Genomic DNA, 12,511 nt, shown 5'->3' on the forward strand with positions numbered 1-12,511 from the left:
CGAACTACGGAGATACACATGTCTGTTCCCACCACACTGTTCACCGCCGCCGCGTTGGCAGCAGCCCTGACGCTGACCGGTTGTTCATCGGAGTCCGGCAAGGAAACCGAAGCGGCACAATCCATCACGATCGAGGATCAATGGGTCAAGGCCGCCCCGGACGGCATGAGCGCGGCCTTTGCCGAGCTCGTTAATTCCAGCGACACAGACGTACGCGTCGTCTCGGCGACCAGTCCGGCGTCCGCTCGCGTCGAACTGCACGAAGTTGTGACCGGCGACGGCGGAACAATGACCATGCGCCCCAAGGACGGTGGGTTCCGGGTTCCCGCGAACAGTTCCGCCAGCCTTGCGCCAGGCGGCGATCATCTGATGTTCATGGAACTCGCCGGCCCGCTCCTCCCCGGCGCCGAAACCGACGTCACCCTGATCTACGACGACGGGTCCAGTTCCACCTTCACAGCCCAGATCCGCGACTTCTCCGGTAACCAGGAGAACTACGACCCCAATCACGGTGGCTGAGAACAGCAACCTGCGACTGAGCCGGCGGCGTCTCCTCGGAGGTGGCGCCGCCGCGCTTGCGGTCGCGGGAACAACGTGGGGTGCAGCAACTCTGGCACAGGCCGATGAACCGTCTCCGGGTAAAGCCGTCGTTCCGTTCCATGGCGTTCATCAGGGAGGCGTCAGCACCCCGCCGCAAGCACACGCCACCTTTGTCGGCTTCGATCTGCGACCAGGAGTCGACCGGGCCGCCGTCATCGGAATCATGAAGATGTGGACAGCCGACGCTGCTCGCCTCACTGCGGGCATGCCCGCTCTGGCCGATACCGAGAAGGAACTGGCGGTTGATCCGTCGAGGCTGACGATCACCGTCGGCTACGGGCCCGGACTGTTCATCGCTCTGGGGTTACAGGATCGGGCACCAGCGTGGTGCGCTCCGCTACCGAGCTACCCGATCGACCGACTCGAAGATCGCTGGGGCGCAACGGATCTTCTCCTTCAGATCTGCAGCGACGATCCCGTCACCGTCGCGCATGCGGTACGGGTACTGACCAAGAACGCCCGCTCACTGACCTCAATTCGGTGGACGCAGAAAGGGTTTCGCAGCGCACGGGGAACCGCGCCCGAGGGAACAACTATGCGTAACCTCATGGGCCAGGTCGACGGTACCGTCAACCCGGCGCCGGGAACCACGGATTTCGACTCCCTCGTATGGAGCGACGGCGCCGATCAGCCGTGGTTAGCCGGGGGAACGTCGTTGGTGCTTCGGAGAATTCGCATGGAAATGGATACGTGGGACGAACTGGATCGACCGGCGCGTGAACTCACGATGGGTCGCACGTTGTCGAACGGCGCTCCGTTGACCGGCACCGACGAGTTCGACGAGGCTGATTTCACCGCTACCGACAGGTTCGGTATCCCGGTCATTCCGCCGGGATCACACATCGCACGCTCGCATCGAATGCACGAGGGAGAGCAGTTCTTCCGTCGTGCCTACAACTACGACGACCCACCGGAAGGCGAGGAAACTTCCAACTCCGGGCTGATCTTCGCGGCGTTCCAGCGGGACATCGCGGCGCAGTATCTGCCCGTTCAGCAGCGACTGAGTGACTTCGACGCACTCAACGAGTGGACAACGCCGATCGGTTCGGCCGTCTATCTCATTCCGCCCGGATGCGAGGAAAACGACTACCTCGGCAGTGGACTACTGAAATAGACAGGGGTTGGGCTCCGAAAACTCCGGAGCCCAACCCCTCGTCTTACTTCTTACGCGGACCCGGCATTGCCGCACCGGGGCGAGCGGTGGTCAGTCGGGTAACCCAACCGCTGACCGGCCACTTCTTGAGTCCGACGTTGTGCGGTGTGATTTCGGTGCCGACGTACTTGGCCGCCAGCTCCTCGTCGACGTCGCCGGTGAAGCGCCACAGCATGCTGCCGTCGGCGTTACGAGTGGACACCTCCCACGACTGCGCTCGGAAAGCGCCACGAATGATGCTGTCCGCGAAGACGAGTACAGGAATCCCGGCTTCGGCACGCACTGCGGCGCCGGCCGCCCATTCCTGGCGGGCGAGTTCGTAGATCTCTTCTGCGGTGGCGCCGGCGCGAGCAGAACCCGGAACGTGCAGCACCACACTGGGTGTCGGCAATTCCGGTGCCGGGTCTGCCGAATAGCGAAGGGCGATTTCCTCGACGCGGGTTGCCCGCAGATCCTTGTCAGTGACCTCACCCGCAAGGTTGGTCAGGTTCTCGCCCGCCTCACTGATCCGCAGCGTCTCCACGATGCCGCTGACCACGGCGTCTGCCGTGCCGCTTGCATCCGCCCCGGATACGCTGCGGATGAGAACGTAGTGCTCGACTGCCGAACCGGCGTCGTAGATCTCGCGAATACGTGAAATTTTTGCAGCGGTCACTCCGGGTGTATCCGCTGCCCCGGAGGCTCCTTCGAGGTTGTCGAGTTCACCGAGTGCCTCAAAAACCGAAGCGAATACCTGGTTTCCGGTGCCGTGGCCGACATGGAACACCTGGTTGTTACGCGGGTCACGCAACGCGAACACATACTCTCCCAAGCGCTTTCCGACCTTCTCGGAGAACGGTTGTGGAGCCGGCTTACGGACGAGCACCTCGGTGGACAGCGTCCGCATCACCGCGAGCCGGAGCGCATCGGGCACACTCGACGATGCTGCGGCGCCCGAGAAGATGGCTGCCGACGCCGAACTGATCGACGTGAACGTGCGACCGACCTGCTTCTCGAGCGAGGCACACACAATGCCGACCGCGCTCAGCCTCGAGTCGAGGGTGCCTTCGCCCTCGGCGAGAAACTCCTTGATCAACGGTGCTACGAGCAGGGTGGGGCTGATACCACGCGGAACTGTCCAGACAATAGCCATGCCACGAGCCTAGGCGATCACAAGCAGGCCCGAGGTCAGTCGCACGTCATCGGGACATTTCCGGCCAGCGGGACTGCCCGATACGGACCCGGCGCTACCGCCACAGAATCGGTGCATGAACAGATTTGTAGGCAAGGTAGCGATCGTCACCGGCGGTTCGCAGGGAATGGGAGAAGCAACCGCCCGACTCCTCGCAGCAGAAGGCGCGACGGTTGTCATCGGCGACGTGCTCGACGAGAAGGGCGCCGCAGTCGCTGCCGACATCGGCGGCGTCTTCCACCATCTTGATGTCAGCAGCGAATCCGATTGGGTGAGCCTCGTCGAAGACACGACTTCCCAGTTCGGCAGTGTGGACGTCCTGATCAACAATGCGGGCATGCTTGCCTTTGCCGCTGTCGAGGACATCGACGTCGCGGCCGTCGAAAAGTTGTTCTCCGTCAACGTCATCGGCGCAATGTTGGGCGCGAAGGCTGTTGTTCCCGTGATGAAGAAGGCCGCGCGCGGCGTGATCGTCAACATTTCGTCCGTTGACGGCTTGCGCGGAGTGAACGGCCTGAGCGCCTACACCGCCAGCAAATGGGCGGTCCGTGGACTCACCAAAACTCAGGCACTCGAACTCGGACCGTCGGGCATCCGCGTCTGCTCGGTGCATCCCGGTGGCGTCGATACCCAGCTGGGCAACCCGATGGGCCGCACGGGCGACGACCTGCAGAAGCCGTACGGTCAGGTTCCGCTACGGCGAATCGGGCTCCCCGACGAGGTCGCCCGGGTAACGGCCTTCGCTGCCAGCGACGACGCAAGTTACATGTCAGGAGCCGAGCTGGCCGTCGACGGCGGTTGGTCGGCAGGCACCTACTACCCTGGGTTGCCCGGCAGCTGACGCACTGATATCCGACGCACTAACATCAGTGGTTCCTCGTACATCCGAAAAAAGGAACCGGCACTTCCATCATGACCTTGCTCGTGCGCGGTATCGAATGGTCGGATCCGGCAGCTCCTCGTATCCGCCTCGTCGACGACACAACCGGCGACACCACGTTCTTCACGCACACGTCGGTATTCCGGTTTTCTGTGGACGAGCGACAGGGACGGCGGTGCCTCGGGTGGCGCGACATGACGGCCGACGGACCCGGTTACCTCCCGTGCGATCGAGGCGCGAAGGTGACCAGCGGACGCCAATGTGACCGGTGCAGAAATCGCGAAGGATTCACAAGCGTCCACCAGGCTCACGTGAACGGTGCGCACATTCACCCGAATGTGCGCACCTACCTCACCCAGCCACAATGGCTGTATATCGACATCTTCGCCGGTGGCCGGATGAAGGTGGGGACGGCGTCGCAGTTCCGCAAGTACCCGCGCGTCGCGGAGCAAGGCGCCGCAGCCGCCCTGTACGTCGCCGGTTCGACGGACGGTTACAACATTCGAACTCTCGAAGCTGACGTGTCGAGGCAGTTTCACCTGAGCCAGGCGATCCGCACATCCCGCAAACTCGAGGCACTGACAAACAGAATCGACACCGCTGCGTTGCGCAACGAGTTGCAACAGTTCATTGTCTCGAACCGAGAAGAGTTGTCCTACATCGGATCCGGGATCGAGGGCATCGAGATTTTCGAACAGCCCGAGGTCTGGACACCACCGGCCTGCTCGCAGATCGTTTTCGACGCCACCCCGGCGCTGATGTATCCCCATTCCTTCGAATCGGGCGAGCACTCTCTATACCTCGAAGGCCTGACCGGGCCGGCGGCACTGTTCCGTACCGATACCGACCCGGAATCCCCTCACTTTGTCGCAGACATCTCGGCACTGGTCGGACGTACCGTCACGGTGGGCAACTTCGACTCGCCAGGCGTCGCAATTCAGGAATCACTGTTCTGACGGTCGTGTGAAGGTTGCCTTCAGCAGCTTCCGGCGACCGCTGCGTCGAATCCGCGCGTTACCTCGGCCTGCTCGTCGGCGGACAGAGTCGACCATTCCGGGTAAGCCTGGATCGACGTCAGCATGTCGTTCGCCAGCGACTCACGGGTCAGTCCGATGTCGTCGCCTGATTCGTCGATCGCCTGCTGATATCCGTCGAGAAACTTGAGGACGTCGTTGCAGGCTTGCTCGTACGTGCGCGGAAGCCCCGCTACCGCGGTGCCATCGGTCGCGGTAACGCCATCTGTATCGGTCGCCGGCGCGGTGGACGTCAGAGTCCCCACTTCGGTCGGCGTCCCGCCGTCGGAACCGCAGGCCACCAGCGCTATCAATGAACAGGCTCCGATGAACCCGACAATCGTTTTCTTCATCTCTTCAGAATGCCAGAGCTGACTGGGCAGCCGAGCCGCAGAGCCCCGGCCCCGATCGCGACACCGTGATAGTCTTACATAGCTGCAAGGTAACTAGGGGCGGGTTTCCGCAGTCTCCTACTCGATTCGAGCGGGATGTACCGTAGAAGAGATTCGTCTCAAAAGGGGTAGAGGCTTGTGGGACTCTTTCGTAAGCGCGGATCCCGAGAAGAAGACGACGATCGTGAGGCGAGCCTCGATCGCGAAGACCCAGGGTATGCCGTGTGGTTCTCGAACGTATCCGATTCGGAGGGCCAACCCATCCCGTACAAACGGCCACTGACGTCCCCGGTTTATCCGCAACTTCAGCCGCCCCCGCTCGACCCACCGACAGTGGTTCCGCCACCCCTTTCCGGTTCCGCCGGCGAGTGGCTGACCGCCGATCGTATCGGTGAGGCCGAAACAATAAATGTGTCTCTATCTGCGCATTACGGACCTATTTCGCAAAACTCGCAAGCAGGACAAACCCCTCGCGCGCTGGACCCCACCCGCCCTCAATCCCCGCCGAAGAATGTACCGATGACTTCGCCGCCGAAGCATCAACTGGAGTCGCAGCGCTCGCCTGCGCCCTACCCCGCACCCCACAAAGGAGAAGCAATGAGCAACATCGACAAGGTCCTCGGCGAACTGATGCGTATCGACGGCGCCACAGGTGCAGCCGTCGTCGACGCCGACAGCGGCATGGTTCTCGGCATGGCCGGAAACCCGTCCTTCAGCCTCGAATACGCCGGTGCCGGAAACTCCGAAGTTGTGCGCGCAAAGCTCCGCACGATGAGTAACCTGGGAATTACCGACACCCTCGAAGACATCCTGATCACCCTGACCACCCAGTACCATCTCATCCGCGTGATCGAGACGCCCGGAATGTCCACACTCTTCGTGTATCTCGTCCTCGAACGCACACGCGCGAACCTGGCACTGGCTCGCCACAAGCTGGGTGAGCAGACTCCCAAGATCGAGATCTGAACAAACTCGTTCCACAGGCCCGGAAGTCGATACCGACTTCCGGGCCTTTGTGTTGCTTCGGCGCTCCGCCCGACTCCCTGTTTCAGAGCGAACGTACCTCTCGGCGCATCCAAGGCGACGAAAGGTACGTTCGCTCGGTCTGTTTCGGTCCACTTCGTCCGCTTCAGACCGAAATGTCGCGAATGACATACTTGTAGTTCGTCTCTAAACAGAAATGAGCTCTCGACACATGTCACGCACGGCAATCAGCAGGCGCAGCGCAGCTGCTGTTTCGATCGGCTTTGTTGCCGCACTGATCCTCGGAGGGTGTTCCAGCTCGTCAGCCGCCGAAACCGGCAGTCTCGGTTCAGGTATCGGCTCCGGTGTCACCACCAGCTCGTCGGCGCTCACGAGCGACAATGCTGCTGTATCCGCCGCTTCCGCACTGTTGGCGCAAATTCCGATCAAGGGACGCGCCCCCAAAACCGGATACGACCGCGCGTTGTTCGGCACGGCCTGGACCGACGATGTCGACGTCGAATTCGGCCACAACGGCTGCGACACCCGTAACGACATCCTGGCCCGCGACCTGACTGCCCTCACATACAAGGACGGTAACCGGTGCTCGGTGCAGACCGGAACGCTCGAGGATCAGTACACCAACACCACGATTGCCTTCACCCGTGGTCAGGACACGTCGTCAGCAGTCCAGATCGACCACGTCGTAGCGCTGTCCGACGCCTGGCAGAAGGGCGCTCAACAACTCGACACGCAGACGCGCACCAACCTCGCTAACGACCCACGCAACCTGCGAGCCGTCGACGGTCCCGCCAACCAACAAAAATCCGATTCCGACGCCTCGTCGTGGCTGCCGCCCAACCGGGGATACCGCTGCCAGTACGTCGCTGCGCAGGTCGAAGTAAAAGCCGCGTACGGATTGTGGGTGACCCAGGCCGAACACGACACCATCGCCGGAATCCTCCAGGACTGCACGGGAACTGCTCCGGTGCAACCCGCCACATCCCCGCCACTTGTAACGTCCAAGCCGATTGTCACCTCGGCTCCGGCAGCGGCGGTGACCACGCCGTTCAAGAACTGCGCAGCGGCCAAAGCTGCGGGCGCAGCTCCCGTACGTATCGGTGACCCCGGCTACGGTGCCCACCTCGACGGCGACGGCGACGGCGTGGCCTGTGAGAAGTAACCGCCTGCGAGAAGTAACGCTCAGCCAGGGGTGTCCTCGATCGTCCACTGAGGATGCTCCCGCTGCGGCGTGACGCTGATCGCGCGGTAGGAGTAGCCGTCCTGCTGCGTGATCTCCCAGGTGAAGTCGACGGTTTCACCGACAAACAGTTCCCTGTATCCGCCACGGATCATCCGCGAATGGCCGGGCTTCAGTTCAGGCATCGCATCGGCCCACAGATGGGAGTAGAAGGCCCAGCAGCCGCCGGGCGTATCAGCGGATTCGATAACGCCCCAACCTTGCTCGCCGTTCCAGATCGAGACGGTTCCCTTGCTCATCGTTCGATACTCGCACGGCAGCCTGCCTCCTGACGAGCAGATTCACACTCTCCCCTCCCGGGAGGGTAGGGTCTGACGATCTCGTAAGGACGGAACCCTGATGGCTGCAACCACACTCGACACCACCGCCGACGACGGCACCGTACGGTCTGCGCTGCGCTCGCCCCGGCGCCTCAAAACCGAAGTGCTCGGCGGCCTCGTTGTTGCCCTGGCACTTATCCCCGAGGCGATTTCGTTCTCGATCATCGCCGGTGTGGATCCGCGGGTGGGTCTGTTCGCGTCGTTCACCATGGCCGTCACCATCGCGATTGTCGGTGGCCGACCGGCGATGATCTCGGCAGCCACGGGCGCAGTTGCACTGGTTGTAGCGCCCCTGACGCGGGATTACGGCATCGACTACCTCATTGCCACTGTCCTACTGGCCGGAGTCCTGCAAATCGTGCTGAGTCTGCTCGGGGTGGCAAAACTGATGCGGTTCATTCCGCGCAGTGTGATGGTGGGATTTGTCAACGCACTCGCGATCCTGATCTTCATCACCCAAATCCCTCACTTAATCGGTGTGCCGTGGCTGGTCTATCCACTTCTTGTGTGCGCCATGCTGATTCTGATATTCCTCCCCAAGCTGACCACCGCTGTCCCGGCGCCGCTGGTGGCCATCGTCGTGCTGACCGCGGTAACCGCCGTCTTCTCGTTCGACGTGCCCAATGTCGGTGACGAGGGCGAACTTCCGTCGAGCTTGCCGACTTTGATGTTCCCCGACGTCCCACTGACGATGCACACGCTCTCGATCATCGCGCCGTTTGCGCTGGCCATGGCATTGGTCGGACTTCTCGAATCATTGATGACTGCAAAGCTTGTCGACGACATCACCGACACTCACTCGAACAAGACTCGCGAGGGCTGGGGGCAGGGAGTTGCCAACATCGTCACCGGAATCTTCGGCGGCATGGGCGGTTGCGCAATGATCGGACAGACGATGATCAACGTCAAGGTCTCGGGAGCGCGAACCCGGATTTCCACCTTTCTGGCCGGAGTGTTCCTGCTGATCCTGGTGGTCGGCCTCGGCGATGTGGTGGCCTTGATCCCCATGGCTGTTCTGGTCGCAGTGATGATCATGGTGTCCGTCGGCACCCTCGATTGGCACAGCATCAATCCTAAAACTCTGCGGCGCATGCCCCTTGGCGAGACCATCGTCATGCTCGTGACCGTCGCCGTCACGGTAGCGACGGAAAACCTCGCGTACGGCGTCATCGTCGGAGTCATCACAGCCATGGTGATATTTGCCCGTCGCGTCGCTCATCTGACCGAGGTGGTCGACATTGCGCATCCCGACGAGAACACGCGGGTCTACGCGGTGCGCGGCGAACTGTTCTTCGCGTCGAGCAATGACCTGATCTACCAGTTCGACTACGCCGGCGACCCGCAGAACGTGATCATCGATCTCTCCGGCGCCCATATCTGGGATGCGTCCACCGTCGCTACGCTGGACGCGATCACCACAAAATATGCAGCTCGTGGCAAGAACGTCGAGATCGTCGGCCTGGACGCGGCATCCGCGGAACGTCACGTCCACTTGTCCGGCCGGATGGGAGCAGGTCACTGACATGGAAAACAAGCCCATGAGGATCGGCCAGGTTGCCGAGCGCACCGAATTGTCGATCAAAACCATTCGCCACTACGACGATGTCGGGCTGGTGACGCCATCCGAGCGCAGCGGCGGGGGTTTCCGGCTCTACACCGAATCCGACGTCGAACGCCTGCTCGTGATTCGGCGGATGAAGCCACTCGGATTCACCCTGGACGAGATGAAACAGCTGCTCGAATCCTTGTCGATCCTGGCCGACGACGCCGCTGATCCCCTATCGCGGACCACGGCAACCGAATTCATCTCGGCCTGCCATACGCGCGCCGAGGACAGCTGCAACCACCTGCGCAAACAGCTCGCCTACGCCGAGGAGTTGACGGCAGTGCTCGCAGCACCGATTTCGGCAGAGTTCCCGGCACAACTGCGTCCCTGAACTAGGCTGGACACATGGCCAGATACTTCGATGTCCACCCGCACGACCCGCAGCCGCGTGCGATCAGCCAGATCGTCGCAATGCTTCGGGACGATGCCCTCATCGCGTACCCGACAGATTCCTGCTACGCCTTGGGCAGCCGGATGGACAACCACGGTGGCGTCGATCGGATTCGCGACATCAGGGCGCTGCGCTCCGATCACCATTTCACCTTGGTGTGCGCGGACTTCTCACAGCTCGGCCACTTCGTGCATGTGAACAACGCCGCGTTTCGCGCTGTAAAAGCTGCCACGCCAGGGCAATACACGTTCATCCTGCCCGCAACCAAGGAAGTGCCGCGGCGCCTTGCACATCCGAAGAAGAAAACCGTCGGCGTGCGAATCCCGAACCATCCGGTAGTGCGTGCCCTTTTGCACGAACTCGGCGAACCGCTGCTCTCGAGCACCCTGATATTGCCCGGTGCAGAAGAACCCATGACGGATGGTTGGCTGATCAAGGAAGAACTCGACAACCAGCTCGACGCCGTTATCGACTCGGGCGATTGTGGCACAGAACCGACAACTGTCGTCGACTTCTCGTCCGGTGCACCGGAGGTTGTCCGCGTCGGCGGCGGCGACCCGTCACGTTTCGAGTAAGAGCTTCGATTTCATGTCGCAATCTCAGGATCTGGTCGGCGCTGTACTCGGATTGTCGATCGGCACCATAACCCTGGTGGCCGTTGCATCGCTGATCGCGAAGTTTCCCGGCGACGAGCCGAGCTCCGTGATGGGAATACGCACCAAAGCAACAATGTCGAGCCCCGAAGCTTGGCAGCAGGCCCATCAAGCCGCCCGCCCAGGGCTGCGGCGGGCAACATGGATTGCGCTGGCCGGCTTTGCTGTTCAGCTTGGCATCGCCGTCACGATCGGCGTCGGGACTGCTGCTTCTGCGACGGCGGCCGCAGTCGTGTTTGCCGCGGTGACGGTCGCGATCCTGGCTGCCGCACTGACCGGCAACAGGGTCGCGCGAGAAATTCAGTGCCGCAACTGAATCCGCTTTCCTAGGTGGGAATCAGGACACCGGCAACAAACGCCTTCACCAGAGCCCGCTCGTCACGCGCGTCGACGCCAGGCACCATGAGGAGCGAGAGAATGACTCGTACCGTCCACTTCGCCTGAGCCGCGTCGGCACTGCTGCCGAGAAACGCGGCACCCAATCCGTTGATGACCTCGGACGAATTCGCAAGCTCACCGGCAAGACTCGCGTCGCCCGGCAAGAACCACACCGCCAGGATCGGGGTACTGCGCACCGCGGACACCGCCGCGAGGATCGCCGTTTCGAGTCGCTCCTGCGGATCGGCGATCGGCGCAACAGTCGCGGCAATGGCAGCACCCAGTGTGCGAGCCTCACGGTGAACAAACGCAACGTGCAGGGCCTGCCGATTCTCGAAATAGCGGTACAGAGTGGCACGGGAACAACCTGCAGCAGAGGCTATCTCAGCCATTCCCACCGCGCCTACGCCCTTCTCGACAAACAATAATGCCGCGCTGTCGAGGATCTTCTCGGCAGCAGCAAGGGCCCGGCCGTCCCCCAGCCAGTCGTTACTCACGACGCGTTCACCGACAGCGGAGCCGTCAGCGGACGGCGGACGTAGTTTCCCGGTGCGTAGGTCATCGCGTCGATATCGACGTGGAAGTCGGGAATGCGAGCCAGCAACTCTTCCAACGCAACTCGTGCTTGCATACGAGCCGCCGACGCACCCAGACAGTGATGTGCTCCGTGACTGAACGTCAAGATCTTCTGCGGTTTGCGCAGCACATCGAGTTCACCGGCATCGGGGCCGTACTTCGACGGGTCACGATTAGCTGCTCCGTACATCAACAGCACCTTGCGCCCGGCCGGAATAGTCTTGCCGCCCAAGCTCACATCGCGGGTGACGGTTCGAGCGAGACCCTGCACCGGCGACGTGAGTCGCAACAGTTCCTCGACCGCGTCGGTGATCAGTTCCGGATCGTCGATCAGAAGCTGACGCTGGTCGACTCGCTCGGTCAGCATCGCCACCGAACCACCCAACATCCCTGTTGTGGTGTCGTTTCCGCCTGCCACCATGGTGAACGCAAATCCCAGGATCGACAGCAAACCACTGATGTCCCCCTCCTCGCCGAGTCCTGCCGCCAGAAGGTGTGAAATCGTATCGTCGCCCGGTTCCACCTTGCGTCGCTCGACCAACGACGCGAAGTACATCATCAACTCACCGGTCGCGGCCTGCGCCGTTGTTGCTGCGGCGAGCGCACCCCCGGCAGAATTGGCCGCAACGATCGCCTCCGTCCACCCGTCGAACTGGTCGCGATCGGATTCCGGAACCCCCAGGTAGTGCGCAACAACCATCGACGGCAGTGGCTTGAAAAGTTCGACGACGATGTCACCGCCGCCGCGAGCTTTCAGCGCCTCGATGCGCTCGACGACAAACTCCCGAACCATCGGCTCGACGGCAGACACCTGGCGGGGCGTGAATCCCTTGGAGACCATGCGGCGGAACTCCGACTGAGCCGGCGGATCCTGCATCACAAAAGGCGGATTGTCCTGCATACCTATCTGTTCCAGCTCGCCGTAGACGGTGGTCAGACCCTTGGCGGACGAGTACGTCTGGTAATCCCGCGCTGCGTTGTAGACGTCCTCATGGCGCGTGAAAACCCAATAGTCATCGCCGGGCGCCTCGGGGACCACATGATGAACGGGGTCGTACTCACGCAAGGCGTCGTACATCGCCCAGGGCGATCGCCAGGATTCCCCGGTCGACGGAACAAACCGTGGCAAGTGTGACACAGATGACGTCATGCCT

General features: G+C 62.0%; 15 protein-coding genes. 10 read left to right on the forward strand and 5 right to left on the reverse strand.

What is annotated here, in order from left to right:
- Positions 1–18: 18 nt before the first annotated feature.
- Entirely contained in the window at positions 19–519 is a 501-nt protein-coding gene (locus tag R4P64_RS21925; RefSeq protein WP_317822721.1) for a copper chaperone PCu(A)C, read from the forward strand.
- Positions 512–1,714 carry a Dyp-type peroxidase gene (locus tag R4P64_RS21930; RefSeq protein ID WP_317822723.1) on the forward strand — a complete coding sequence of 401 codons (1,203 nt, stop codon included), beginning with the start codon at positions 512–514 and terminating at the stop codon, positions 1,712–1,714. Before R4P64_RS21925 ends, R4P64_RS21930 begins: the two co-directional genes overlap by 8 nt.
- 43 nt (positions 1,715–1,757) lie before the next feature.
- On the opposite strand, the gene R4P64_RS21935 is transcribed toward R4P64_RS21930, so the two are convergent.
- The gene (locus tag R4P64_RS21935) at positions 1,758–2,885 is read right to left on the reverse strand and encodes a GIY-YIG nuclease family protein (protein WP_095886984.1); all 1,128 of its coding nucleotides are present in this window, start codon (positions 2,883–2,885) and stop codon (positions 1,758–1,760) included.
- A 115-nt stretch (positions 2,886–3,000) separates the two neighbouring features.
- Between R4P64_RS21935 and R4P64_RS21940 the strand changes: the two genes are divergently transcribed.
- Entirely contained in the window at positions 3,001–3,765 is a 765-nt protein-coding gene (locus R4P64_RS21940) for a glucose 1-dehydrogenase (protein WP_317822725.1), read from the forward strand.
- Between the two features lie 71 nt (positions 3,766–3,836).
- A complete protein-coding gene (locus tag R4P64_RS21945) occupies positions 3,837–4,760 on the forward strand; it encodes a DUF2797 domain-containing protein (protein WP_317822726.1) in 924 nt (307 codons plus the stop codon).
- Positions 4,761–4,780: 20 nt separating this feature from the next.
- Here the strand turns inward: R4P64_RS21945 and R4P64_RS21950 are convergent, their stop codons facing one another.
- Positions 4,781–5,170, reverse strand: coding sequence for a hypothetical protein (locus R4P64_RS21950; protein WP_317822727.1), 390 nt, complete (start codon positions 5,168–5,170; stop codon positions 4,781–4,783).
- A gap of 636 nt (positions 5,171–5,806) precedes the next feature.
- Between R4P64_RS21950 and R4P64_RS21955 the strand changes: the two genes are divergently transcribed.
- Together R4P64_RS21955 and R4P64_RS21960 are read left to right on the forward strand one after the other, a co-directional pair.
- The gene (locus R4P64_RS21955) at positions 5,807–6,175 is read left to right on the forward strand and encodes a hypothetical protein (RefSeq protein ID WP_204368951.1); all 369 of its coding nucleotides are present in this window, start codon (positions 5,807–5,809) and stop codon (positions 6,173–6,175) included.
- A gap of 229 nt (positions 6,176–6,404) precedes the next feature.
- A complete protein-coding gene (locus tag R4P64_RS21960) occupies positions 6,405–7,355 on the forward strand; it encodes a DUF1524 domain-containing protein (protein WP_317822729.1) in 951 nt (316 codons plus the stop codon).
- 20 nt (positions 7,356–7,375) lie between these two features.
- On the opposite strand, the gene R4P64_RS21965 is transcribed toward R4P64_RS21960, so the two are convergent.
- Positions 7,376–7,672 carry a hypothetical protein gene (locus tag R4P64_RS21965; protein WP_317822730.1) on the reverse strand — a complete coding sequence of 99 codons (297 nt, stop codon included), beginning with the start codon at positions 7,670–7,672 and terminating at the stop codon, positions 7,376–7,378.
- Positions 7,673–7,772: 100 nt separating this feature from the next.
- On the opposite strand from R4P64_RS21965, the gene R4P64_RS21970 reads away from it, so the two are divergent.
- The 4 genes from R4P64_RS21970 to R4P64_RS21985 are packed head-to-tail and all read left to right on the forward strand — an operon-like array spanning position 7,773 to position 10,719.
- Positions 7,773–9,275, forward strand: a complete 1,503-nt coding sequence (locus R4P64_RS21970; RefSeq protein WP_033231669.1) for a SulP family inorganic anion transporter — start codon at positions 7,773–7,775, stop codon at positions 9,273–9,275.
- Between the two features lie 16 nt (positions 9,276–9,291).
- Positions 9,292–9,690: a MerR family transcriptional regulator gene (locus R4P64_RS21975; protein ID WP_033231837.1), complete on the forward strand. Its 399-nt coding sequence runs from the start codon at positions 9,292–9,294 to the stop codon at positions 9,688–9,690.
- A 14-nt stretch (positions 9,691–9,704) separates the two neighbouring features.
- Complete coding sequence (locus R4P64_RS21980; protein WP_033231670.1) at positions 9,705–10,325, forward strand: L-threonylcarbamoyladenylate synthase; 621 nt, start codon at positions 9,705–9,707, stop codon at positions 10,323–10,325.
- A 13-nt stretch (positions 10,326–10,338) separates the two neighbouring features.
- Complete coding sequence (locus R4P64_RS21985; RefSeq protein WP_317822731.1) at positions 10,339–10,719, forward strand: SdpI family protein; 381 nt, start codon at positions 10,339–10,341, stop codon at positions 10,717–10,719.
- A 10-nt stretch (positions 10,720–10,729) separates the two neighbouring features.
- On the opposite strand, the gene R4P64_RS21990 is transcribed toward R4P64_RS21985, so the two are convergent.
- Together R4P64_RS21990 and R4P64_RS21995 are read right to left on the reverse strand one after the other, a co-directional pair.
- Positions 10,730–11,278 carry a TetR/AcrR family transcriptional regulator gene (locus R4P64_RS21990; RefSeq protein WP_317822733.1) on the reverse strand — a complete coding sequence of 183 codons (549 nt, stop codon included), beginning with the start codon at positions 11,276–11,278 and terminating at the stop codon, positions 10,730–10,732.
- Positions 11,275–12,507, reverse strand: coding sequence for a cytochrome P450 (locus R4P64_RS21995; protein WP_219112499.1), 1,233 nt, complete (start codon positions 12,505–12,507; stop codon positions 11,275–11,277). The genes R4P64_RS21990 and R4P64_RS21995 overlap by 4 nt, the downstream gene beginning before the upstream one ends.
- Positions 12,508–12,511 lie beyond the last annotated feature (4 nt).

It is taken from the genome of Rhodococcus sp. IEGM 1366 (genome assembly GCF_033142425.1).
In the GTDB taxonomy this organism is placed as follows: domain Bacteria; phylum Actinomycetota; class Actinomycetes; order Mycobacteriales; family Mycobacteriaceae; genus Rhodococcus_F; species Rhodococcus_F globerula.